Source organism: Streptomyces sp. I05A-00742, from assembly GCF_013055795.1.
Lineage (GTDB): Bacteria > Actinomycetota > Actinomycetes > Streptomycetales > Streptomycetaceae > Streptomyces.
This window is the reverse complement of sequence record NZ_JABETO010000044.1, coordinates 1-24,164: the sequence shown is the minus strand read 5'-3', so window position 1 is coordinate 24,164 and position 24,164 is coordinate 1. Positions and strand designations below refer to the sequence as shown.

19 protein-coding genes are annotated in these 24,164 nt (G+C 73.3%); 6 read left to right on the top strand and 13 right to left on the bottom strand.

Annotation, left to right across the window (positions count from 1 at the left end):
• Positions 1 to 279: 279 nt before the first annotated feature.
• The 4 genes from HN013_RS27875 to HN013_RS27860 are packed head-to-tail and all read left to right on the top strand — an operon-like array spanning position 280 to position 3,373.
• A complete protein-coding gene (locus HN013_RS27875) occupies positions 280 to 537 on the top strand; it encodes a hypothetical protein (RefSeq protein WP_171171048.1) in 258 nt (85 codons plus the stop codon).
• A 58-nt stretch (positions 538 to 595) separates the two neighbouring features.
• Complete coding sequence (locus HN013_RS27870; RefSeq protein WP_171171047.1) at positions 596 to 1,843, top strand: putative T7SS-secreted protein; 1,248 nt, start codon at positions 596 to 598, stop codon at positions 1,841 to 1,843.
• Positions 1,844 to 1,851: 8 nt separating this feature from the next.
• Positions 1,852 to 2,961, top strand: a complete 1,110-nt coding sequence (locus tag HN013_RS27865) for a hypothetical protein (RefSeq protein ID WP_171171045.1) — start codon at positions 1,852 to 1,854, stop codon at positions 2,959 to 2,961.
• A 10-nt stretch (positions 2,962 to 2,971) separates the two neighbouring features.
• Positions 2,972 to 3,373 (top strand): hypothetical protein, encoded by a 402-nt coding sequence (locus tag HN013_RS27860; protein WP_171171043.1) that lies wholly within the window; start codon positions 2,972 to 2,974, stop codon positions 3,371 to 3,373.
• 33 nt (positions 3,374 to 3,406) lie between these two features.
• Here HN013_RS27860 and HN013_RS27855 read toward each other — a convergent pair whose 3' ends face one another.
• The 6 genes from HN013_RS27855 to HN013_RS27830 form a co-directional block, all read right to left on the bottom strand.
• Complete coding sequence (locus HN013_RS27855; protein ID WP_212764902.1) at positions 3,407 to 5,764, bottom strand: xanthine dehydrogenase family protein molybdopterin-binding subunit; 2,358 nt, start codon at positions 5,762 to 5,764, stop codon at positions 3,407 to 3,409.
• A gap of 5 nt (positions 5,765 to 5,769) precedes the next feature.
• The gene (locus tag HN013_RS33350) at positions 5,770 to 8,094 is read right to left on the bottom strand and encodes a 2Fe-2S iron-sulfur cluster-binding protein (RefSeq protein ID WP_171171041.1); all 2,325 of its coding nucleotides are present in this window, start codon (positions 8,092 to 8,094) and stop codon (positions 5,770 to 5,772) included.
• Positions 8,091 to 9,020, bottom strand: a complete 930-nt coding sequence (locus HN013_RS27845) for a xanthine dehydrogenase family protein subunit M (protein ID WP_171171039.1) — start codon at positions 9,018 to 9,020, stop codon at positions 8,091 to 8,093. Before HN013_RS27845 ends, HN013_RS33350 begins: the two co-directional genes overlap by 4 nt.
• Positions 9,021 to 9,899: 879 nt before the next feature.
• A complete protein-coding gene (locus HN013_RS27840; protein ID WP_171171037.1) occupies positions 9,900 to 11,561 on the bottom strand; it encodes a beta-N-acetylhexosaminidase in 1,662 nt (553 codons plus the stop codon).
• A gap of 196 nt (positions 11,562 to 11,757) precedes the next feature.
• The gene (locus HN013_RS27835) at positions 11,758 to 12,057 is read right to left on the bottom strand and encodes a DUF3039 domain-containing protein (protein WP_071961972.1); all 300 of its coding nucleotides are present in this window, start codon (positions 12,055 to 12,057) and stop codon (positions 11,758 to 11,760) included.
• The gene (locus HN013_RS27830) at positions 12,044 to 13,243 is read right to left on the bottom strand and encodes an MFS transporter (protein WP_171171035.1); all 1,200 of its coding nucleotides are present in this window, start codon (positions 13,241 to 13,243) and stop codon (positions 12,044 to 12,046) included. Before HN013_RS27830 ends, HN013_RS27835 begins: the two co-directional genes overlap by 14 nt.
• A 100-nt stretch (positions 13,244 to 13,343) precedes the next feature.
• Here HN013_RS27830 and HN013_RS27825 point away from each other — a divergent pair, with 100 nt between their 5' ends.
• Entirely contained in the window at positions 13,344 to 14,234 is an 891-nt protein-coding gene (locus HN013_RS27825) for a LysR family transcriptional regulator (protein WP_249375491.1), read from the top strand.
• Here the strand turns inward: HN013_RS27825 and HN013_RS27820 are convergent.
• Complete coding sequence (locus HN013_RS27820; RefSeq protein WP_171171023.1) at positions 14,227 to 14,847, bottom strand: YqgE/AlgH family protein; 621 nt, start codon at positions 14,845 to 14,847, stop codon at positions 14,227 to 14,229. The genes HN013_RS27825 and HN013_RS27820 overlap by 8 nt on opposite strands.
• 249 nt (positions 14,848 to 15,096) lie before the next feature.
• Here HN013_RS27820 and murA point away from each other — a divergent pair, with 249 nt between their 5' ends.
• Positions 15,097 to 16,431 carry a UDP-N-acetylglucosamine 1-carboxyvinyltransferase gene (gene murA / locus HN013_RS27815; RefSeq protein ID WP_171171021.1) on the top strand — a complete coding sequence of 445 codons (1,335 nt, stop codon included), beginning with the start codon at positions 15,097 to 15,099 and terminating at the stop codon, positions 16,429 to 16,431.
• A gap of 192 nt (positions 16,432 to 16,623) precedes the next feature.
• On the opposite strand, the gene HN013_RS27810 is transcribed toward murA, so the two are convergent.
• The 6 genes from HN013_RS27810 to HN013_RS27785 all read right to left on the bottom strand — a co-directional run bounded on the left by HN013_RS27810 (position 16,624) and on the right by HN013_RS27785 (position 23,835).
• Positions 16,624 to 16,905 carry an HU family DNA-binding protein gene (locus tag HN013_RS27810; protein WP_004951951.1) on the bottom strand — a complete coding sequence of 94 codons (282 nt, stop codon included), beginning with the start codon at positions 16,903 to 16,905 and terminating at the stop codon, positions 16,624 to 16,626.
• 304 nt (positions 16,906 to 17,209) lie between these two features.
• Entirely contained in the window at positions 17,210 to 18,643 is a 1,434-nt protein-coding gene (locus tag HN013_RS27805; protein ID WP_171171020.1) for an NAD-dependent malic enzyme, read from the bottom strand.
• 540 nt (positions 18,644 to 19,183) lie between these two features.
• On the bottom strand, positions 19,184 to 21,520 hold the full coding sequence (locus tag HN013_RS27800) for a UvrD-helicase domain-containing protein (RefSeq protein ID WP_171171087.1): 2,337 nt from the start codon (positions 21,518 to 21,520) through the stop codon (positions 19,184 to 19,186).
• Between the two features lie 202 nt (positions 21,521 to 21,722).
• Positions 21,723 to 22,346: an ABATE domain-containing protein gene (locus HN013_RS27795; protein ID WP_171171018.1), complete on the bottom strand. Its 624-nt coding sequence runs from the start codon at positions 22,344 to 22,346 to the stop codon at positions 21,723 to 21,725.
• A gap of 117 nt (positions 22,347 to 22,463) precedes the next feature.
• On the bottom strand, positions 22,464 to 22,697 hold the full coding sequence (locus HN013_RS27790) for a hypothetical protein (protein WP_171171011.1): 234 nt from the start codon (positions 22,695 to 22,697) through the stop codon (positions 22,464 to 22,466).
• Between the two features lie 82 nt (positions 22,698 to 22,779).
• On the bottom strand, positions 22,780 to 23,835 hold the full coding sequence (locus HN013_RS27785; protein ID WP_249375489.1) for a LysR family transcriptional regulator: 1,056 nt from the start codon (positions 23,833 to 23,835) through the stop codon (positions 22,780 to 22,782).
• Between the last annotated feature and the right edge of the window lie 329 nt (positions 23,836 to 24,164).

Sequence of the window (24,164 nt, the reverse complement as noted above, 5' to 3'; positions counted from 1 at the left end):
GGAGGCGGTTGCCGGGGCGCCGACGAAGGCACGGAGGCTCTCGGTCTACGCACGACTCAGGCCTCGAGGGCTCCGCCGCCGCATCGAGAAGCCCGGACAGCCCAGGTGTCTGTGACGTCCGTGACAGCCTCTGCCATAAAACTATACGCGTACGGTCAAGCACCCTACAGTCACCTGGGCGGGCGATGACCTGCAGGCATCACGACTGCCGGTCGTCGCGATCCGGAACACCACCGACCGAGGGAAGCGATGTCAGATTTCGGCCACGCAGATGACGGCATGGAAGGCCTGTTACGCAGGCTGGAGGAAGCCGCGGGGCGGATGCACGACGCCTGCGCCGCGCTGAAGAAGGTCGGCCCCAAAGGGCTCGGCACAAAAGGTCTGGATGCGGCTTGTCACCACTTCCAGGACAACTGGCACGACGGCATCAAGCGCATAGCCAAGGGCTCCAAGCAGATCCACGGCGCGCTGCAGGAAACATCGAAGGAGTTCGTGACGTACGAGCACGGCCTCCGCCAGGGGTTCACCGCTCGATAGCGCTGACGCACCGGCAGGACACGTTTCCGGCAAGAGACCGCGTGATCCAGGGAGGAACATGACCGACTCAGCATGGCCCGGCCTGGGGTTCAACCCCGCCGAGGGAAGTGTGACAACGGTCGAGTGGCTGTCGCACGACGTCGGGAAAGTCGCCGACGAACTCGAAGAACTTCACGGGCTGATCCAGAAGATCGGCAATTCGGACAAGGTCTGGAAGGGCGAGGCCGCCACCGCTTTCAGAAGCCAGCTGGGAAAGCTGCCCACATATCTGCATCAGGGCAGCAAGTCGATGCACGACTGTTCGCGTGCGCTCAAGCAGTGGCGGGACCGACTCCATGGCCACCAGGAGCTGGCGAAGAGGCTGGAGAGCGACGCGATCACCGCGCGGTCAAGGGTCAAGGAAACGACCGACGCGTCCACCCGCATCAACGAGAAGATCGACGGCATCAACCGTAACCACGTCCAACTGCCCCAGGCAGAGGCGGACAAGCTCACCAACGAGAGCAGCACCGCGGCCTCCGAGGCCGTCAAGGCCGTGCATGATCTCGATCTCATCATCGCTCGGGCGGAACGTCTTCAAAAGGAGTGGGAGCGGCACTCGGAAGCAGCCGCCAAGGCGATACGCGAGGCCGCCAAGAACCACCCGCCGGACATCAGTGTGTGGGAGAGGATCTCGGGCGGTCTCAAGAAAGCTTGGAAGGGCTTCAAGGACTTCCTCGTCAAGCACGCGGATCTGTTCTCCACGCTGTCGAGCGCACTGGCCCTGGCGGCCATCGTCGCCAGCGTGTTCCCGCCGGCAGGCGCTGTTCTGGGCGGAATGTCGGTCGCCTGCGCGAGCGCTGCTGCGGCGGGGCACTACATGGCGGCGAGGCGCGGCCTGATCGACCAAAAGACCATGCTGGCCAAAATGACTGTGGACGGTCTGGGAATGATTCCAGGAATCGGGGCCGGCAAGGGCCTGGCCACTGGGCTCTGGAAAGGCGCCCGGGGCGTGAAGTGGGCGGTAGGCAGCAGAGCATCCGGAAGGACCATGCTGAACCAGATCGTCAACCCCATGAGCACAAGATGGGTTTTCGGCCCACCCGTGAACCGACTGGCGAAGCGCTACGGCCGGGCCGTCAGCCCCGAAGTGATCACCGGTACGGTCAAGGCACTCTCCACGGTGCACGGTTTCGAGAAACTCCTGACGCACGGAGAGAGCTCGAACAGGCACGCCGACAGGGACGTCGCCCCCGCCCCCGCGCCCGTTCCCTATACCGGCAGGCGGGCTGACGGGCGCAGGTTCCACGAAGCCCTGGCCGCCTGAACAAGCCCATGGTGACATCAACCGCATTCACCGCGAACCGTGATCAATACATCGTCTGGCTTCCCCCTCCTTTCTTTCATACATTGCCACTGGCTGCGGCCGACGCCGAAGAGGCGGCAGACCGACTGCACGCACTGGCAGAAGAGGTTCTCCCGGCCGCCACCCAAGAGGAGCGGCTCCGGATGTGCCTGGCCTATGGCGGCCTTCTCGATGATCTGCGAGCGGCTGGAGCCGAATACGCGGGCTTCTGCATCCTGGATATGGAGGGCAGACCCAGCACCGCTTCCCTCCCAATGTACCGAATGCCGCTGGAGGGCTGTACGGCCACTGACGTCTGCGCGGAAACACGTACAGTCCTCCGGGAGGCCTATCCGGAAGACGACATACGCATCCGTGACCTGCCATGCGGGAAGGCCGTGGTGCGCATCGGTGACGAACCTCTGCCGATCCCTCCCCATCTGTCCCCGAACGGAACATCAATCGAGGGGCTGCGCGGCCTGATCCAGGTCTTCGTCCCTTCGCCGGGCGGTACGGAGGTCGTTGTCCTCGAACTCGGCACCCCAGCCATGGAAGACTGGGATTTCTACTCCGAACTCTTCGCCGAGATCGTACAGACACTCAACTGGACAGTGGAGGAAGAACTTCTCTTCCTCACCCAACCGTCCGACGCGGCTTCATCCGCCGATGACAATACCGCCACGATCACCCAAGAGCTGCACAGCTGTTCCAGCGATGTGCTGGATGCCCTCGGTCTGCACAGCCAGGTGGATCCTGACAACCGACTTTCCAACATCGTTTGCCCCAACTGCTCCGCCACAGGCCATCATTCACCGTGCGCACTTGTTCACGAGTGGCTGATCAACACGGCGAACGCCGAGAAATCCGCCACAGCCATAAGCCTGTGCGGGAGCACCTTACGGGACCGCGGTTGGCTCGAGACGGATGGCGGAACGGTGTGGGGGCCTTCCTTCACCGCCGTCCACACCACGGGCTATCGCCTTGACATAGCCTCCTCCCCGAGCGGGCGACGCCTTCTCGTCAAGGTCCTCACCCCATGCTGGAGAACGGAAGGTGAGGTGCCAGGCCCCATACGTCACACGTACCGTCCGGACAACTGAGAGGCATGCGATGTCGGAGCAGTCAGACGGCTCGATACCGCCGAAACCGGAAGCCGTCACTGAGTACGAGCGGGTCGCGGACAAGGGTGCGTGGTACGACGAGGGAGGCTGCACGCTCGCCATTGTCCCCGCGCTGGGAGTCCTGGCTGCGTCCCAGGGCGACTACCCCATCGGCTATGCGGGCCTGGCGCTCGCGCCTCCAGCCCTCTGGCTGTGGGGCCTTGCCATACGGCGGTGGCGACGCATGCTGCCGCTGCTGAATCAAGCACGCGACTATGTGCGGCTGCTCACCGATGCCGAGGAGCAGGGCGCGGTCATTCCGGAGCTCTCGCCGCCGCTCAAATCCATGTACGAAACGGAGAAAAGCAGCCGTCGGCATCTGGCGCGCAAAGCGGCCCGGAAGAGGCGGTGACCGTGCCCTGTGCCCCCGGCGGTCGCTCCTCGATCACACGGTCACCACCGCCGCCTGCGGCCGGATCGGGAGGCGGTTGACGGGGCGGCCGGTGGCGGCGCGGACGGCGGAGGCGACGGCGGCGGGGGAGGTGACGACGGGGACGGCGCTGATGGCCTTGGCGCCGAAGGGGGCGACGACGTCGCGTTCCTCGACGAGTTTGACGATGCGGATGTCGGGGGCGTCGAGCGAGGTGGGCAGGGTGTAGCCGCTGAGGTCGGGGCGGCGGACCTGGCCGGAGGAGGTGCGGAGGTTCTCGGTGAGGGCCGCGCCGACGCCCTGGGTGATGCCGGCCTCGATGCGGGCGTGCGCCTGGGCGGGGTTGAGGACGCGGCCGACGTCCTGGGCGACGGCCATCTCGACCACGCGGACGGAGCCGAGCTCGACGTCGACGTCCACCACGGCCCGCACCGCGCAGAAGGCGATGCCGACGAAGGCGTCGCCCTGGCCGGTCTCGTCCAGCGGCTCGGTGGGGTGGGGGCGGCACTGGGCGGTGGCCCAGAGTTCCTTGCCGTCCAGGGCCTCGGCGACGGTGGTGCTGAGCACGCCGTCGTACGAGGTGATCTTGCCGTCGGCGATCGTCAGCAGCTCGGTGGACATGCCGAACTGGGCGGCGAGCGGCTGGAGGAGCTGGGTGCGGACCATGCGGGCGGCCCGTTCGACCGCGCCGCCCGAGACCCAGGTGTGCCGGCTGTGGGCGGCCGGGCCGCAGGGGGGCTGGTCGGTGTCGACGGGGGCCACGTAGACGTCGGTGATGCCCAGGACGTCCTGGACGATCTGGCGGGCGAGGGTGGAGAAGCCCTGGCCGGTCTCGACGGCGGCGCAGATGACGGTGGCGATGGAGCCGCTGACCTTGACGGTGGCCGTGGACACCTCGTCCGCGCCCTCGGCGCCGAGCATGTGGACCATGCCCACGCCGTAGCCGACGCCGCGCCGGACGGCGCCCGGTTCGCCGGCGCCCTCCGGGCCGCCGGGGAGCAGCCAGTCCTCCTCGGGGTCGTCCTTGGGGAGGGCGGGGAGCGGGAAGTCGCGGACGGCGGCGAGGAGTTCGGCGACGGGGGCCGGGCAGGTCACCGTCTGGCCGGTGGGGAGGATGTCCCCCGTCGCCATGATGTTGCGCATGCGCAGTTCGGCGGGGTCGATGCCGAGCCGGGCGGCCAGCTTGTCCATCTGGCCCTCGTAGGCGGCGCAGACCTGCAGGGCGCCCTCGCCGCGGACATGGCCGGAGGGCGGGTTGTTGGTGCGGACGGCCCAGCCCTCGACGAAGGCGTGCGGGACGACGTACGGACCGCAGGCGAAGGCGACGGCGGCGGCGAGCGCGTCCGACGAGGAGTCGGCGTAGGCGCCGGCGTCCATCAGGATCTGCGCCTCGACCTTGACCAGCTTGCCCTCGGCGTCGGCGTGGTGGCGGTAGCGGAGCAGCGTCGGGTGGCGGTGGGCGTGGCTGAGGAAGGACTCCTCGCGGGTGGCCGCGAGCTTGACCGGGTGGCCGGTGCGGAGCGCGAGCAGGCCCAGCGGCAGCTGGACGCCGGAGTCCTCGCGGTCGCCCATGGCGCCGGGCACACCGGTGACGACGATCTTGACGCGCTCCGGTTCGAGGGCGAAGCAGGCGGCGGCCAGGTCGCGGTCGGCGTGCGGGTCGGTGGAGGCGGTGTAGATCTCGACGCCGCCGTCGGGGCGGGGCACGGCGAGACCGGCCTCGGCGCCGATGGGCGCGGGGTCCTGGCGGCCGATGCGGTACAGGCCCTCGACCACGACCTCGCCGGTGACCTCGGGGTCGCCGAAGCGCAACGGGATGTGGCGGATGAGGTTGCCGTCGGGGTGCAGCGGCTCGGCCGCGAAGGCCTGTTCGGGGTCGGTGACGGGTTCCAGCACCTCGTACTCGACGGCGATGGCGGCGGCCGCGAGCCGGGCGGTGTCGGGGTGGTCGGCGGCGACCGCGGCGATGGGCTCGCCGTGGTGGCGGACGAGGTCGGAGGCGAAGACCGGCCGGTCGGCGACGACGCGTCCGTGGGCGGCGTCGCCCGGCACATCGGCGTGGGTGACGACGGCGTGCACGCCCGGCATGGCGGCGGCCGTGCCGGTGTCGATGGAGACGATCCGGGCGTGCGGGTGCGGGGAACGCAGTACGGCCGCCCACAGCAGGCCCTCGGCCCACAGGTCGGCGGCGTACGGGAAGGTGCCCTGCGCCTTGGCGGCGGCGTCGGTGGCCGGGAGGGAGACGCCGAGGCCCCGCGGGGGTTCGTCGGCGGCCGGGGCGGGCGCGGTGACGGAGGACGTGACCAGGGCGCCCAGCACGCCGGTCACGTCGTCCGGACCGCCCGACCCGCCCGTTCCGGCGCTGCCGCCCATGCCCGTCATGCCGTCGCCTTTCCACTGCCGCCGTGCTGCGGCCCCGCCTGGTGCGGGATGCGTCCTGTCGCTGTGTCCGGTTCCCCGCCCGCCTGCTGGGCGTCCTCCACGGCCGCCGCGGCCTCGGCGCGTTCCTCGGTGACCTGGCGGACGGCTTCGAGGACGCCCCGGTAGCCGGAGCAGCGGCACAGGTTGCCGCAGATGGCCTGGCGGGTCTCCAGCTCGGTGGGGGCGTGGTTGCCCTCCAGGAGGTCGTGAACCGTCATCGCGAGGCCGGGGACGCAGAAGCCACACTGCACGGCGCCGCAGTCGGCGAGCGCGCGCTGCACGTCGGACGGCTGCCCGCCGAGAGCCAGCCCCTCGACCGTACGGACCTCCGAGCCGGCCGTCAGCGCGGCGGGCACGAGGCAGGAGGCGACGAGCCGCCCGTCCACCTGGACGGAGCAGGCGCCGCACTCGCCCTGCGAGCAGCCGTCCTTGGCGCCCGCGAGGCCGAGGCGTTCGCGCAGCACGTAGAGGAGGGACTCGCCGATCCACGCGTCGGTGACGGGCCGGTCGGTGCCGTTGACGCGCAGGACGTACGAGGCGCAGGGGTGCTCGGTGGCGGGGGCGTGCGGCTCCTCCGGGCCGGTGGGTCCGGCGAGGGGGTCCGGGCCGGTGAGGGGGTCCTCCTCGGGGAGGTGTTCCTCGGCGGCGGATGCCTCGGGAGCGGGCTCGGGGGCGGCCGACGGCTCCTGGTCCATGGACGGTTCGCGGCCCGCTTCCGGCGCGGGATCCTCGGGGGCCCCGGGTTCGAGACCCGCCGGAGCCGGCTGTCCGGGCAGGGCGGAGCCGTCGCCGGGGTGGTGCTGTACGGACCCCTGCTGTACGGACTCGTGGTGCGCGGGCGGTTCGGCGTGCGGGGTCTGGTCGGCGTGCTGAGCCTGGTCGGGGTGCGGGGCCTGGACGGCGTGCGCGCCGGAAGCGTCGTGCCCGTGAGCTTCTGCGGTCTCCGGCGCCCCGGGAGCGGGCCGGTGGTACCCGTCGTGCTCGGGACCGGGGACAGCCTGCGCGGCGAAGCCCCCGTGCGGCGGGGAGCCGTCGGCGGGAACGGAATCGCCGTGGGGAACGGAAGCACCGTCCGGAAGCGGCCCGTCGTACCCGAAGCCCGCCGTGCCCGGGGCGGATTGCCCGTGCGGGGCGGCACCCGCGTGCGGAACGGAGGCAGGGGCGCCCGGAGCGTCGGTCACCACCTCCCACGCGCCACTGGCCGAGTGATCGCCCGTACCGGTGACGTCCGTGGCGGCCCGCGGCGTCAGCCCCTCACCCGCGTACGCGTTCAGGGCGTACTCCCCCGACGCGTCGGGCGTGTCGCCGGCCGCGGCGGGGGCGGCCGGCACCGACCACTGTCCGGACGGGGTGTCACCGGCGGGCTGGTGCCAGGCTCCGGCGCCGGTGTCGCCCGCCGCGGGGGCGGGCCACTCCGCGCCGGGGACGGCACCCGTCCCCCGCGGGGCGGCACGCAACGCGTACTCGCCGGACTCGTCGACCGGGTCGTCCCCGGCCACGGGAACGGACCACTGCCCGGTGGAGCCGCTCTGCACCGCGCCGTCCCCGTCCAGGCCGGGCGGGAAGGGCAGCGGCCACTGGGCAGTGTCCCCGGACTCACCGGACCCGGCGGAACCTGCGGCCCCGGGCGTGCCGGGGGTGCCGGGGCTCCCGGGCGTCGCGGCGGAGTGGCCGGGCACCGCCTGCGCGCCGACGCCGGAGCCGTACGTGTCCGATCCGTAGGCCCCGGAGCCGTATGTGTCGGCCGGTGTGTCCCACTCCCCCGGCCCGTCGACCATGCCGGTGACGTACGGCCCGGAGGGCCAGTCGTCGTGGTCGGGCGGGGTCGCGGCACCGTCCGCCGAGCGGGCGCCGGCCTGCTGCGGGACGGACGCCTGCGGGACGGACGCGGCCGGGTGCTGCGGGACGCCCTGGTGCTGCTGGGCCCCCTGCTGATGGGGTGCCGACTGATGGGGCGCCACGGACTGGTGCGGCACCGACTGGTGGGCGCCGGGCTGGTGCTGCGGGCCGCCTCCGGTGCCGCCCTGGGGCTCATGACCGGCCGTCGGATACTGCGGCACCGCGTCCCACGACGACGACCCCGCCACGGGCGGGGTGTAGCCGGTCCCGGGCGCGGCCAGCGGCGCCCAGCCGGTGGACGCGCCGTTGCCGGGGTGCGCCAGCAATTCGGGCGGAAGCTGGACGAATGCCGTGCCTTCGGCGTCGATGTCCACGCCGCGCGGCATGGGCTGCCAGCCGCCCTCGGCGGGCGTCCGGGCGTGTCGCTGCTGATCGTCACTCACGCGAGTGCCCTCCCCAGTGCTCGGCGGGCCAGAGTCGCCACGGTACGCCGCAGATGCAGCACGGCCGGCGGCAGGGTACCGTCCCCCGGCGCCTGGCCGGTGAGGGCGGCGCCCCCGTCGAGGCCCTCCGGGGCGGGTACCGGGTCGGGGATGCAGGCGGCCGCGACGTAGTCGCCGAAGGCGGTCAGCGCCTCGGGGGCCAGGGTGCGTTCGCCGTCCCAGTCGATGAGCGACGCGACCCAGTGTTCGGCGTCGTACGGGCGCAGCGGCATCGGCGCGACCGCGCCGACCGCGCACCGGACCATGCGCCGGGCCGGGTCCAGGACGACGGCGACGGAGGCGGTGGCCCGGCCGGGGCCGGTGCGGCCGGTGGCCTTGAGGAAGGTCTGGGGCGCGTGCAGCAGGGGGACGCGCACATAGCCGATGAGTTCGCCCGGGTGCAGCAGTTCGATCCCGGCGAGCAGCCTGCCGACGGGGATCTCGCGCCGGCCGCCGCCGGGCCCGGCGATGACGAGGGACGCTTCGAGGGCCGCGAGGACGGGCAGCGCGTCACCGGTCGGCGCGGCGGAGGCGATGTTGCCGCCGAGGGTGCCCGCGTTGCGGATCTGCGGCGGCCCGGCGGCGCGTGCGGCGGCCGCGAGCGCCGGGATGAGGGCGGCGAAGTCCGGCCGTCCCATGCGGGCGTGGGTGAGTCCGGCGCCGAGCAGGGCGTGGCCGTCCTGGTACTGCCAGCCGCGGATCTCGCTGATGCGGCCGAGTCCGACGAGCGCGGCGGGCCGCAGCAGTCCCGAGTTGACCGCTGCCATCAGATCGGTGCCGCCCGCGACGGGCACGGCGGCGGGCATGGCGGCCAGCGCCGCCACGGCCTCGTCGAGCGAGCCCGGCAACGTCACCGTGTGCGCCGCCTGCGGTGCGTGCGTGGTCAACCCAGCTGCCCCTTCCCCGGTGGTCCCGGCTGTTCCGGCCGTCGCGCCGGCATTCCGCCGTACGGTACGTGCTCACGGTCCGGACGTGGCAACTCTGGCACATCTTCCGAGTCCGCCGTCGCGAGGGTCCGCGAACCACCGTCCTTTCCCTGCCGTCCCGCACGCCACGCGCCGGCCGGGGCGCGGGCCGCCGGGCGGCGGCCTTCCGCGCACCGAAGTCCGCCGGTTCGGGGGCGCGGGGGCGCCGTTGCGCGCGGCGCGGCGACGGAAGCGGAGCGTCCGGAATGCCGCGATGCGGGTGGTGCCGACGGTACGGAGGATGCGGCAAGGAAGGTCCGCCCGACGCCCCCGAGCAGCTCAACCGGCTGGACCGGCTGGACCGGCCGAGCAGATCCGGCAGTTGGCGCATGCCGGAACAATCCGGCAGTCTCGCCAAACTCGACAATCGACACAGTTCCCGTAATTCCGGTAATGCCGCTCGCTCCACCGCTTCCGGCAGCTCCGTCGCTCCCGTTGACTCCGGCCCCTACGGCTCCGTCCCCGGCGGCCGCGGTTCCGGCGGTCCCGGTTCCGACCATGCGGGCGACCCCAGCGACCCCAGTGATCACAGCAACCCCGCTGATCCCGGGGCTTCCGGTCGACCCGGTCATCGTCTCGTCATCGCCTCGACCGTCGCTCCGCTCCTCGTCCCGCTCCTCGTCCCGCGCCGCGTTTCGGTCCTCACTCCGGTCCTCACTCCGACCCTCGCCCAGCCTCCGGCGCCCTCTCCTCCATGCGACGTATGGCCATCTTTGGGGGACCCTTGTACGACTTACGGCGGTGTGTGGAGGTCCACCGTGCCAGGGGCGCGCCGCGCGGACCGCCACCTTCCGCCGTGCCTCACACGATCGGGGGCGGACCCTCGATCGGGCGTCCGAGCAGACCGGGGCGGCGTTGCCAGGGCCGCGGCCCGCTGGGCGGGCGGTAGCCCACGCCGAGCGCGTCGAGCCGGGCGTAATGGCGGGTCATGCGCTGTTCGAAGTGTGCGAAGTCCCGTTCGGCGGACGCCGGGAGGGGTGACCACACGGCTTCGGCGAAGGCGGCCAGCCGGGGGAACGCCTGGTAGTCGAGGCGCTGCTGGTCCTCCATCACCTCGGTCCAGAGGTTGGCCTGGGCGCCGAGGACGTGCGCGGCCTCGGCCGCGGTGAGCTCCGCGGGCACGGGCTCGAAGCGGTAGACGTCCTCCAGGGTGCGGACGTAGCCGATGGGCACGGGTTCGTCCTCGCCCGGGGCCTGCCGGTGGTCGAGGTAGACGTGCTGTTGGGGGCACATGACGACGTCGTGCCCGGCGCGGGCGGCGGCGATGCCGCCCGCGTAGCCGCGCCAGGACGACACGGCGGCCCCCGGGGTCAGGCCCCGCCCCGGCCGGGAGCCCTCCAGGATCTCGTCCCACCCGATCAGCCGCCGTCCGCGCGCGGCCAGCCAGCGGTCGAAGTGCCGGATGAACCAGCTCTGGAGCTCGTCCTCGTCGGCCAGGCCCTCGGCCGCCATCCGGGCCCGCGCCGTCGGGGACGCCTTCCACTGGTCCTTGGGGCACTCGTCGCCGCCGATGTGGACGAAGGGCGAGGGGAAGACGTCGAGGACCTCCGTCAGCACGTTCTCGTAGAAGGCGAGGGTGTTGTCAGTGGGGGCGAGTACGTTCGGGTTGATGCCCCAGGTGTCCCAGACCGTGAGGGAGGCGGTGTCGATGACGTCGGTGTTGCCCAGTTCGGGGTACGCGGCGATGGCGGCCTGCGAGTGGCCCGGCAGGTCGATCTCGGGCACGACGGTGATATGCCGCTCGGCGGCGTACGCGACGATCTCGCGCAGATCGTCCTTCGTGTAGTAACCGCCGTGCGGGCGCTCGTCCCAGAGCGGCGACGCCCGGTGCCCGGCCTTCGTCCGCGCCCGCCAGGCGCCGGCCTCGGTCAGCCGCGGGTACCGCTCGATCTCGACGCGCCATCCCTGGTCATCGGTCAGATGGAGGTGGAGGACGTTGAGTTTGTGCGCGGCGAGCAGGTCGAGGTAGCGCAGGACCCCGTCCTTGGGCAGGAAGTGGCGTGCCACGTCGAGGAGCACACCGCGCCAGCCGAAGCGCGGGGCGTCCTCGATGGTGACGCAGGGGACGTGCCACTCGTCCCGCGCCGCGACGGGCGCCCGCCGGAAGGCTGCGGGGCCGAGCAGCTGACGGAACGTCTGGGCGGCCCAGAACAGCCCGGCCGCGTCCGCCCCGTCGAGGAACATGCCGTGCCCGTCGACGACGACGCGGTAGCCCTCCGGGCCCAGTTCGCCGGCCAGCCGGGGATCGACGCGCAGGACGAGGTGGTTGGCGTGACCGTCGCCGTCGGGCAGCGGCAGCCCGGTGGCGGCCCCGACCGTGGCGCGCAGCCAGCGGGCGGTGTCCTCGGTGCCCGGCCCGGCGTTGATCGCCGTCTCCTCGTCCAGCACGTCGAGGCCCTTGCCCGGCGGGATCCAGCAGAAGCGGCGCGGTGCGGGGACGAGTCCGGTCTCGATGTCGCTCATGACAGCCCTTCCGGCGGGGATCCTGGTCCGGTTCCGGAACGGATCCTCCCCCGGGCGGCCCCGCGGGACCAGCCCCCGGAGACAGCGGACACACGACGGCTCCCCGGCCGCGGGAACGCGTCCGGGGAGCCGGGGAGCCGTTACGAGCCGGGCCGGAAGCCCGGAGGGAGCCGAGGCGGGCCCGCGGCGGAGGGGGCTACTTCTTGTCGCCGCCCTTGCCGCCCTTGCCACCCTTGTCGTCCCCGCCGGCCCCCATGCCGTCGAAGATCTCCTTGCACATCGGACAGACCGGGTACTTCTTGGGGTCGCGCCCGGGCACCCAGACCTTGCCGCACAGGGCGACGACCGGGGAGCCGGAGAGCGCGCTCTCCATGATCTTGTCCTTCTGGACGTAATGGGCGTAGCGCTCGTGGTCGCCGTCGCCGTGCGACACCTGCGGCGTCGGCTCTACGAGGGTGCCTGTACCTGCCCCGCGCTCGGGCTCAAGAGTGCTCATGGTCCCCAAGGGTACTGGGGAGCGGCGCGGTCGGCCGAGGCTCGGTGACGGTCGCGCCCCGGCCGGCCGCCCCGGCGTGCGCGGCGAGCCCGAGCGCCGCCACCGCCGCCGCTGCCCAGGGCAGCGCGCCCGGGTCCAGTCCGGCGGAGAGGGCGAGCCCGCCGAGGGCGGAGCCGACGGCGCTGCCGAGGTAGAGGGCGGAGTTGTTCAGGGCGAGCACCACCGGGCCGCGGTCCGGGCGGGCTTCCAGCAGCCGGTGCTGCTGCGGCACCTGGAGGGCCCAGCCGCCCGCGCCCCAGACGACCAGGGCGAGGCCGGCCGCCAGGGGCGCGGGGGCGACGAGGGGCAGCAGGGCCTGCGCTCCCACGACGAGCGCGAGCACGGCCGTGACCAGCGCGGCCGCCCGGCCCGTACGGTCCACGAACGGGCCCGCGGCGAGGCTGCCCAGCACTCCGCCGAGCCCCCAGGCCCACAGGTAGGGCGTGACGCCGTGGATCCCGCCCGCGGACTCCAGCACGGGGGCGAGGTAGGTGTACAGGCCGAGGCTGGCCACGGCCGCGAGGAAGGAGACGCCGGTGACGGCGGCGACCGAGCGGTCGGCCATGGCGGCCAGCCGTTCCCGCACCGGCACCTGCGGGCTCGGCGGCAGCGGGGGCAGCAGCAGGACCAGCCCGGCCAGGGCGACCGCGCCGAGGGCGGTGACCAGCCACAGCGTCGCCCGCCAGCCGGTGTGCTCGGCGAGCAGCACGCCGAGCGGTACACCCAGCACCGTCCCCGTGCTCATCCCGCCCATGACCAGGGCGAGCGCCCGGCCGCGCCGCTCGGGCGGGACCATCGCGGACGCAGCGGCCGTGGACAGGGCCGAGTACAGCCCGGCCCCCGCCCCTGCCACGACGCGGGCCGCGAGCAGCAGCGCGAAGGCCGGGGCGAGGGCGGTCAGCCCGTTCGCGACGGTGAAGACGGCCAGGGCGGTGATCAGGACGGCGCGCGGCGGCCGTCCGGCGAGCAGGCTGGCGAACAGCGGCGCCGAGAGGGCGTAGGCGAGGGTGAAGACGGTGACGAGCTGCCCGGCGAGGGCCACCGTCGTCCCCGTGTCGTCGGCGATGGCGGGCAGCAGCCCGGCCATCACATAGGCGTCCAGCCCCAGGGTGAAGGACCCCAGGGCCGGCAGCAGGACCTTGCGCACAGTACGTCTCCCGTCGTCGCGCGGACCGGTCGCCCGGACGGTAGGCAGGAGGCGCGGGGCCGCGGAAATGCGCCGGAGCCCCTATTTATGCTGGGGACGCATGAGTGGTCCGAGCGATGTCGAGCTCCGTCAGCTGCGCTGTTTCCTGGCCGCGGTCGAGGAGCGCAGCTTCACCTACGCCGCGGCCCGGCTCGGCGTCGGCCAGCCCGCCCTGACCCGCGCGGTCCAGGCCCTGGAGGCGGCCGTCGGCGCCCGGCTGCTGGAGCGCACCACGCGCCGGGTGGAGCCGACCCCGGCCGGGCAGCGGCTGTACGACGAGACGGTGGGGCTCGTCGCCCGGCTGGACGACGCGCTGCGCGCGCCCTGCCGGGGTTCCGTGCTGCGGCTCGGTTTCACCGGGCTGCTGCCGGAGCGGGCGGCCGCGCTGGTCGAGGCGTTCAGGAAGGACACGGGCGCGGGCGTCCGGCTCGTCCGGCGGGATGGCGCCGCGGCGGGGCTCGACACCGGGGAGGCGGACGTCGCCGTGGTGCGCGGGGCGGCCCCGGAGGGCACGCGCGGGCCGGTCCTGTGCCACGAGGAGCGGGTGGCGGCCGTGCCCCGGTCGTCCGCGCTGGCCCGTCGGCGGGTCCTGGACTGGGCCGAACTGGCCACCCTGCCGCTGGTCGTCGACACCGTCGGCGGGACGACCGCGGTGGACCTGTGGCCGGAGGGCGCCCGGCCGCGGGTGAGCTGCACGGCGGGGAACCTGGACGAGTGGATCGAGTCCGTGGCGGCGGGGCACGGCGTCGGGGTCGCCCCGCGCCCGGCCGCCGAGCGGCGGCCGCACCCCGGCGTACGGTTCGTGCGGCTGCGGAACGCGCCGGCCGTGACGGTACGCCTGGTCGTCCCGGCCCGCCGGGCCCACCCCCTGGCGGACCGCTTCCTCGCCCTCGCGGAACGCGGCGGCGCGGACCGGACGGAACGCGGAGGGAGCGGAAGACCCCTCAGTTGAGACTCGGGTCGTCCGGATAGGTGGCGACCATGGCCAGTTCGTTGCGCTGCCGCCGGAGCACCGCGCGCCAGAGCCGGGACGGGTCGGGGGAGGAGACGTCACCGGGCTCGGACTCCACCACGTACCAGGCGCCCTCCACCAGCTCGTCCTCCAGCTGGCCCGGCCCCCAGCCCGAGTACCCGGCGAAGATCCGCAGCGAGCCGACGGCCGGGCCCAGCAGCTCGGGCGGGGCCTCCAGATCGACGAGGCCGATGGCGCCGTGCACCCGGCGCCAGCCGATGGGGTCCCCCGGGCGGGACCGGGAGCCGGTGGCCGGGTCGTCGGCGGGCGGGACGTCCTGGTCGGGGGCGTCCCCGGGGACGACGGCCACGCCCAGCGCGGAGTCCAGCGAGACGGGACCGCCCTGGAAGACCACGCCCGGTTCGCCGGCCAGCGCGGCCCAGGAGGCGAGGATGTCCCCGACACCGACCGGGGTGGGCCGGTTGAGGACCACGCCCAGGGAGCCCTCCTCGTCGTGGTCGAGCAGCAGCACCACCGCACGGTCGAAGTTCGGGTCGGCCAGCGCCGGAGTCGCGACCAGCAGCCGTCCTGTGAGCGAGGACACCTCCGTCATGGCGACATGATCCCGCATTTCCCGCCCGGGCGGGCCCCCGGGGAAGGGGGAAAAGAAGCCCGGTAGGAGGCGTTCCGGAGCACGCCCGAGGGGGCGCGGCGCAGATAACCGGTAGCGACCACTCCATTAACGCAGCGTGTTGTGACAAACCCATGACGTACGAAGAGGCCCCTCGGGGCGGCATCGGGCCCCTCCGGTCGCATTACCCTTTCTTCTTGCCCCCTGCCCAACTCCAGGAACGCGAGATCCATGACCGGCCCTGACGATGTCCTGCTTGTCCACGGCGGTACCCCGCTCGAGGGCGAGATCCGTGTCCGCGGCGCGAAGAACCTTGTGCCGAAGGCCATGGTCGCCGCCCTGCTCGGCAGCGGTCCCAGCCGCCTGCGCAACGTCCCCGACATCCGTGACGTGCGGGTCGTCCGCGGGCTGCTCCAGCTGCACGGTGTGACCGTCCGCCCCGGCGACGAGCCCGGTGAGCTGGTTCTCGACCCCTCGCACGTGGAGAGCGCGAACGTCGCCGACATCGACGCGCACGCCGGCTCCTCGCGCATCCCGATCCTCTTCTGCGGCCCCCTGCTGCACCGCCTCGGCCACGCCTTCATACCCGGCCTGGGCGGCTGCGACATCGGCGGCCGGCCCATCGACTTCCACTTCGAGGTGCTGCGCCAGTTCGGCGCGACCATCGAGAAGCGGGAGGGCGGCCAGTACCTGGAGGCCCCGCAGCGGCTGCGCGGCACCAAGATCCAGCTGCCGTACCCGTCGGTCGGCGCGACCGAGCAGGTGCTGCTGACCGCCGTGCTGGCGGAGGGCGTCACCGTCCTGTCCAACGCGGCCGTGGAGCCGGAGATCGAGGACCTCATCTGCGTGCTGCAGAAGATGGGCGCCATCATCTCCATGGACACCGACCGGACGATCCGCATCACCGGTGTGGACTCGCTCGGCGGCTACAACCACCGCGCGCTGCCGGACCGCCTGGAGTCCGCCTCCTGGGCGAGCGCGGCGCTCGCGACCAAGGGCAACATCTACGTCCGCGGCGCCAGCCAGCGCGAGATGATGACCTTCCTCAACACCTACCGCAAGGTCGGCGGCGCCTTCGAGATCGACGACGAGGGCATCCGCTTCTGGCACCCCGGTGGCGAGCTCAACGCCATAGCGCTGGAGACGGACGTCCACCCCGGCTTCCAGACCGACTGGCAGCAGCCGCTGGTCGTCGCCCTGACCCAGGCGTCCGGCCTGTCGATCGTCCACGAGACGGTGTACGAGTCCCGGCTGGGCTTCACCTCGGCGCTCAACCAGATGGGTGCGCACATCCAGCTCTACCGCGAGTGCCTGGGCGGCTCCGCGTGCCGCTTCGGCCAGCGGAACTTCCTCCACTCGGCGGTGGTCTCCGGGCCGACGAAGCTCCAGGGCGCGGATCTGGTCATCCCCGACCTCCGGGGTGGCTTCTCCTACCTGATCGCGGCGCTTGCCGCTGACGGGACGTCGCGGGTGCACGGGATCGATCTGATCAACCGCGGGTACGAGAACTTCATGCAGAAGCTGCGCGAGCTCGGCGCGAACGTGGAGCTGCCGCAGGGCGCGTGACACGCCGTTGGGGCGGGGCGGGGGCTTGGAGGCCCCTGTCCCGCCCTTTCGCCGTTTCTGCGGGGGAAAGCCCCCGCACCCCCTGAGCGCGCCTGCGGCGCGCGTCCTCAATCGCCGGACGGGCTAATCCTCGCGCACGCAAAAGGGCGGCCCTCCCTCCCGGGACGGCCGCCCTCCGGCGTCTGCCAGGGCTTACTTGCCCTTGGCGGCTTCCTTGAGCTTGGAGCCCGCGGAGACCTTCACGCTGTAACCGGCAGCGATCTGGATCGGCTCGCCCGTCTGCGGGTTACGGGCGGTGCGAGCGGCACGGTGGGTGCGCTCGAAGGTCAGGAAGCCGGGGATGGTCACCTTCTCGTCACCCTTGGCGACGACCTCTCCGACGGTCTCGGCGAGGGCGGCCAGAACGGCGTCGGCGTCCTTGCGGGTCACCTCGGCGCGATCGGCCAGAGCGGCCACCAGCTCACTGCGGTTCATGTTGTACTCCCGTGTTCTTCTTGCCAATGAGGCGTGAGATCGAAGCCGATGCTGCCAGGGTCCTCGGACAGTCCCCGGACCCGGGTCCGCCACTAGATCCCTCGCGCCCCGGGGGATGCCCCCTGGACGGAGTCCTCGGGGGAGCATCCTGCCCCCACCAGTGGCGGGAAAGCCAATCCGGCACCCTGGAGAGTCACACGGAAAGCGCCACACAGCCTCGGACGGGGCAGCGTTTCCGCGGCCCGTTCACTGCCCGACACCCTATGGGGGTCGCACGAGCGCCGCGTCACGCGACGCGCCGTGCTCAGACCGTCGTGGCAGCCGTCACAGCGACTCCGGCGGCCTTCGCGGCCTCGCGGACGGCTCCGGCGACCGCTCCGGCGACCTTCTCGTTGAAGACGCTCGGGATGATGTAGTTCGCGTTCAGCTCGTCCTCCGCGACCACGTCGGCGAGCGCCCCGGCGGCGGCCAGCATCATCTCGGTGTTCACCGTGCGCGACTGGGCGTCCAGGAGGCCGCGGAAGACACCCGGGAAGACCAGTACGTTGTTGATCTGGTTGGGGAAGTCCGAGCGGCCCGTGGCGACCACGGCGGCCGTCTGGCGGGCGATCGCCGGGTCGACCTCGGGGTCGGGGTTGGCGAGCGCGAAGACGATCGCGCCCTCGGCCATCGCGGCCACGTCCTCCGCGCCCAGGACGTTCGGGGCGGAGACGCCGATGAAGACGTCGGCGCCGCGCACGGCCTCCTTGAGCGTCCCGGTGATGCCCTCGGGGTTGGTGTTGTCGGCGATCCAGCGCAGCGCGGAGCCGGGGTCGGCCGAGACCAGGTCCTCGCGGCCGGCGTGCACCACGCCGTGGATGTCGGCGACGACGGCGTGCTTGACACCGGCGGCGATCAGCAGCTTGAGGATGGCCGTACCGGCCGCGCCCGCGCCGGACATGACGACCCGTACGTCGCCCATGGCCTTGTCGACCACGCGGAGCGCGTTGGTCAGGGCGGCGAGGACGACGATGGCGGTGCCGTGCTGGTCGTCGTGGAAGACGGGGATGTCGAGGGCCTCGCGCAGCCGGGCCTCGATCTCGAAGCAGCGGGGCGCGGAGATGTCCTCCAGGTTGATGCCCGCGAAGCCGGGGGCGATGGCCTTGACGATCTCGACGATGGCGTCGGAGTCCTGGGTGTCCAGGCAGATCGGCCAGGCGTCGATGCCGGCGAAGCGTTTGAAGAGGGCGGCCTTGCCCTCCATGACGGGCAGCGCGGCCATGGGGCCGATGTTGCCGAGGCCGAGGACCGCCGAGCCGTCGGTGACGACGGCGACGGAGTTGCGCTTGATGGTCAGGCGCCGGGCGTCCTCGGGGTTCTCGGCGATGGCCATGCAGACGCGGGCGACGCCGGGCGTGTAGACCATGGAGAGGTCGTCACGGTTGCGGATGGGGTGCTTGGACGCCATCTCGATCTTGCCGCCGAGGTGCATCAGGAAGGTCCGGTCGGAGACCTTGCCGACGCTGACACCCTCGATGCCGCGGAGCTTCTGCACGATCTCGTCGGCGTGCGCGGTGGACGTCGCGGCGACGGTGACGTCGATCCGCAGCTTCTCGTGACCGGAGGCGGTGACGTCGAGGCCGGTCACCGATCCGCCGGAGGACTCCACGGCCGTGGTGAGCTGGCTGACGGCGGTACCGCCGGCGGGCACCTCCAGTCGGACCGTCATCGAGTACGAGACGCTAGGCGCCGTTGCCATGGCCGCTTTCCCCTGCTTTCCCTGATTGCGTTGTTCCGCGCGCCCGGGTCGGTCCGGTCGGAGGCCGGGCCCGCCGCGGGCGACATCCGATCGTCGCACCTACCGGCCGGTAGACGGTAACCAGCACCCTCTCTCCGGAAGGTGGGTTTCGCCATATGAGAGCGGGCAGAGCCCGCCACCAGGGGAAACCGGGAACCGTCGGCTGTCCCGACACAGGCCATGATGCGCCGGTCCGGGCAAAGCCCGGGCAAAAGCACGTCCAACACCGACGGGCGGTCCCCTCCGGAAACCCGGAGGGGACCGCCCGTCGGAAGGTTCAGCGGCACCGGCCCGCCATGCTCGCCTCGCGGCAAGTGGTCGCTCGAAGCGACTGAGGTTGGGCCCGGGGGCTTGGATCGAACCGGTGCCGTACTCAGGCTAACAAACGCCTCCCGGAAGTCATTCCCGGTACCGCGCGTTCCGGCGGGACGAACATCCGGGCGGCGTACGGGTCTTCCTCTTTCCGGCCCCGTCCCGGCCTCCGTCCCGCCCGGTGGAGCCTCAGTCCCGCAGCAGGTCCGGCACCCCGGCCGCGTCCGGCTCGTCGCGCTCCCCCGCCAGCACCGTCAGCCGCTGCGTGGCCCGGGTCAGGGCCACGTAGAGGACGCGCAGTCCGGCCGGGGACTCGTCGGCGATCTCGGCGGGTGTGACCACGACCGTCGCGTCGTACTCCAGGCCCTTGGCCTCCAGGCTGCCCAGCGCGACCACCCGGTCGCCCAGGTCCGCCAGCCAGCCCCGCGCCTCGGCCCGCCGGCCCATCGGCACGACGACGCCGACCGTGCCGTCCACCTCAGCCAGCAGGCGCAGCGCCTCCGCCCGGACGGACGCGGCGAGGTCCGGGCCCGCGACGGCGAACCGCGGCTCGACGCCCGTCGAGCGCACGGCGGACGGGGACTCCATCCCCGGCATGGCCAGGGCCAGCACCTTCGACGCCAGCTCGGCGATCTCGGCCGGGTTGCGGTAGTTCACGGTGAGCCGGAAGCGGCGGCGGGGGCGGGTGCCCAGCGCCTCGTCGCGGGCGGCGGCCGCCTCGTCGGGGTCGGACCAGGAGGACTGCGCCGCGTCGCCGACGACCGTCCAGGTGGCGTGGCGGCCGCGGCGGCCCACCATGCGCCACTGCATGGGCGTCAGGTCCTGTGCCTCGTCGACGATGACGTGCGCGTAGTCGCGGCGCTCCAGGGCCAGCCGTTCGGCCCGCTCACGGCGGGTCTCCGCGCGCTCGGGCATCAGCTCCTCCAGGCCGGTGAGCTGGTCGAGCGGGTCCAGCTCGCGCGGCTTCCGCGGCCGGGCCGGAGCGCCGAGCAGCGTCTCCAGCTCGTCCAGCAGCGCCACGTCGTGCACCGACAGCGGGCCCCTGCCCGCGGCGTCCAGCCGGCCCAGCGAACGGGCCAGCCGGCGCACCTCGCGCGGGTTGAGCACCCGGCGCGCCCAGCGGGAGAGCCGGCGCTCGTCGCCCAGCATGCCCAGGACCTGCCGCGGCGTCAGTTCGGGCCACCAGGCGGCGAGGAAGGCCAGGAAGTCGTCCTCGGTGGTGATGTCCTCGTCGAACGCGGCCCGCGCCTCCGCGGCGATCTCCGGGTCCGTGTAGCGCCTGGGGCCGCCGGCCTTCGACCACAGGGCGTCGAGGATCAGCCGCCGGGCGCGCGGGCGCAGCAGGTTGACCGGCGCGGTGCCGCCGAGGACGGCGTGCCGGATGCGCTGGAGGTCGTCGGCGCCCAGCTCGACGCGGGCGCCGAAGGCGACGACGCGCAGCCGGTCGGGGACGGCGCCGTCACGGGGGACATCCAGGGCGCCGCGGACCGCCTTGCGCAGCACCTTGAGCATCCGCGAGGAGCCCTTGATCCGGGCGACGGCCGGCTCGTCGTAGGTGTCCGCCTCCGCGCCGACGGCGTCCTCGGCCAGGGAGCCGAGCGCGCGGATCGCGACCTGGCCCTCCTCGCCCAGCGACGGCAGCACGCCCTCGGTGTAGGCGACGAGCAGCGGGGTCGGCGAGACGATCAGGATGCCCCCGGCGTAGCGCCGGCGGTCCTGGTAGAGCAGGTAGGCGGCGCGGTGCAGGGCCACGGCGGTCTTGCCGGTGCCCGGGCCGCCCTCGACCTCGGTCACCGAGGCGGCGGGGGCCCGGATCACCAGGTCCTGCTCGGCCTGGATCGAAGAAACGATGTCCCTCATGGTGTGGCTGCGCGCCTGGCCGAGCGCGGCCATCAGCGCGCCGTCGCCGACCACCGGCAGGGCGTCGCCGTCCAGGGTGGCCCGGAGCTCCGGGCGGAGCAGGTCGTCCTCGACGCCGAGGACCCTGCGGCCCTTGGAGCGGATCACCCGGCGGCGCACCACCCGGCCCGGCGCCACCGGCGTCGACCGGTAGAAGGGCGCGGCGGCGGGCGCCCGCCAGTCGATGACGAGCGGGGAGTAGTCGGAGTCCAGGACGCCGATCCGGCCGATGTGCAGGGTCTCGGCGATCTCGGCCAGGTCGCCGCGGACGGCGTCCTCGGCGGGCTCGACGGAGGTGTACGCGCCGTCGGGCCCCTTCTTGCCGTCCTTGCCCCGCAACAGGTCGATGCGGCCGAAGAGGAAGTCCTCGAACTCGCTGTTCAGCCGGTTGAGATGGACCCCGGCGCGGAACACCTGGGCGTCCCGCTCCGCGAGCGCCCCCGGCGTGCCCACCTGGCCGCGCTTGGCGGCGTCGTCCATGAGGAACTCGGCCTCGTGGATCTTCTCCTCGAGGCGCCGGTACACCCGGTCCAGATGGTGCTGCTCGGCACCGATCTCACGGTCACGGACCCCGTCCGGATGCGAGGTTCCCCCAGCGTTCCCGGCGTTCTCCGGTTCCGTCGCCACCTGCGCGCGTGTGGCGTTCTGCGCGGCCACCCAGGCCCCCTTCTGTGTGCGTAGGGCAGCCTTCAACCGTACGCGAACAGGGGTACCTAGCGCACCTGTCAGGACATGAGAGGTTTGGCACGGTCGGCCGTGTGTGGGTGGGTTCGGCGGGGGTGCCCGGAGGGCGAACGCCCGGGTCCGCCGCCCCGGTTGCGGGACGGCGTCACTCCGCCTGCCCGCCGACGGCGGCCTGCCCGTTCAGGGCGCGGCGGCGGTGCCGGGCCACGCGTTCGCGGTTGCCGCACACCTCGCTGGAGCACCAGCGGCGCCGGCGGCCCCGGGAGGTGTCGAGGTAGAGCAGGGTGCAGCTCTCGCCCTCGCACTGGCGCAGTAAGCCGCGGACGGCCGGGTCGGTCAGCAGCTCGACCGCGTCGCGCGCGACCAGGGCCATGAGGGCCGCGCAGTCGGGCGGGAGGGCGACGGCGCGGACGAGCCCGCCGTCGGCGGACCGGACGGCCCGCGGCGCGGGCGGCGGGGCGGCGGCGAGGGCGTTGACCCGGTCGAGGTCGGCGTCGGCCGCCCGTTCCGGCCCGTCCGCGGCCTCCGCGCGGACGACGCGGTGCAGCAGGCCGCGGAGTACGTGGAACCGGCCGAGCCAGCCGGCGTCGACCGTCTCCAGCGGGGTGCCGGGCGGGACGACGCGGGCGCCGAGCAGCCAGGCACGCAGCCGCTCGGGCGTGCCGAGCCGCTCCGCGGGACTCTCCCCCGGCCGCCCGACCCCGGTGGCCACCAGGTCCAGGCAGAGCCGCCCGGAGTCGAACCGCAGGTCGTGGGAGGCCGCCGCCATGCGCGTGTCACCCTTTCCCTGGTTTCCCCTGGGGGAAGCCCTGTGCGGAGATGCGCCACCCCCAGGGTGCCCGGCCGGGCGCCCGGCCGGAACCCCCGCGACCGTCCGACGGGGACGTCAGCCGCGCAGGAACCCGTCGCCGTGGACGGCGATGTGGGCCTCCAGCGCGTTGAGCGCGTCCTGGGTGGCCTGCCCGCTGCCCTTGCCGCGCTGCTCGGCGTAGTACGCGGCGCCGAGCTTCTTCAGGAGGTCGCCGCCGGCCCGCTGGGCCTGCACCTCGTCGACCTTCTGCTTGCCCTGTTGGAGCGCCTGCTGGGCCTGTTCCTTGGCCCGGTCGAGAAATCCCGCCATGTCCGCCTCCGCGACACGAGTAGTGCACTCTTCGGTCTGGCGGCTCCGGCCGGACGGTTGGTTCCCGGACCGGATCACCGGATCAATTGTCGGCCGCCGCACGGGAGGGCGGCAACCGCCGACGATCATCTGCCGGAGCGCGGCGCGCGGGCGGCGGCGTGCACGGCGCCTCCGGGCGCGCGTTCCCGGCCATCACCACGGCGTCCTCCGCCGGGAGCCACGCCCCGTCCGGCCGTTCCAGCCACCGCTCCTCCGGCAGCCCGGACGCGGCGGCCAGGAGGGCGTCGAGACCGGGATGCCGGAGCCCCTTCCGCCACACCATCGACACCGGCGACAGCGGCACCGGGTCGACCAGCGGCCGCAGGACCATCCCCGGCACCGCCAGGAACTCGGTGCCTGCCAGCACCGACCACCCCCGCTTGCGCACCACGCGGGCGAACTCCTCGTCCCCCGCCAGTTCGGGGAACGGTTCGGCCATCGCGATGCCCCGCCCCTCGAAGAGCCGCCGCGCCAGGTCCGTCCACTCGGCCGTGGCCGGGTTCCCGGCGGCGGCGTAGAGGGTCTCGCCGCGCAGGGCGTCCAGGGGCACGGCCGCCCGGTCCGCCAGCCGGTGGTCCTCCGGCAGCAGTACGGCCATCCGCTCGTACCGCACGGGCCGGTGCTCCAGCGCCGCCCTGACCTCCACCGGGAGGCCCGCCACCCGGCCGAACGCGACGTCCAGCCGCCCGGCCAGGATCTCGGCCGCGGCCCCCGTGAGGCCGCTGTGGTGGCGGGCGACCAGCTCGACACGGGGTGCCGCGTCGCGGGCCCGGGCCACGACCCGGTACGCGGTGCTCGCCGGGGACACGACGTCCACCAGCAGGGGCCGCTCCTCGCGCGCCCAGGCCGCCGCCAGCTCGTCGTGCGCGGCGAGCGCGCGCCGGGCGTACGGCAGCAGGCGCGCGCCCTCGGGCGTCAGTGTCACGGCCCGCGTGGTCCGGCTGAACAGCCGGGTGTCAAGCCGCTGTTCGAGCCGGCGGATGTCCCGGCTGAGCGCCTGCTGGGCGAGGTGCAGCCGCGCGGCGGCCCGGGTGAAGTGGAGCTCGTCGGCGACGGCGGCGAAGGCCCGCAGCAGGCGCGGCTCGATGTCGTGCGGCATGCGGCGCAGTCAACAACACATGTGCGTGAATGGCCACCGATCAGGTGTTGGACCGGGGACGGGGGCCGGAGCGACGGTGGACGCATGGTCCTTTTCCTCGCCTCCCCGCCGCGCTGGTCCGACACCGCCCCCGCTCGTCCCCGGGTCTCCCTGCTCCGCCGGCTCCTGCCGGTGCGCCGCCCGGACAGGGGCGGCAGGGGGTGACGCTCCCGGGCCGGCTACCCGGCCGTCCGCGCCCGGCGCCGCCGTACGAGCACGGCGCCCAGCACGGCCGCGCCCGCCGCGCCCCCGCCGGCACCGGCGAGCGCGGCCACCGGGACACCGTCCCC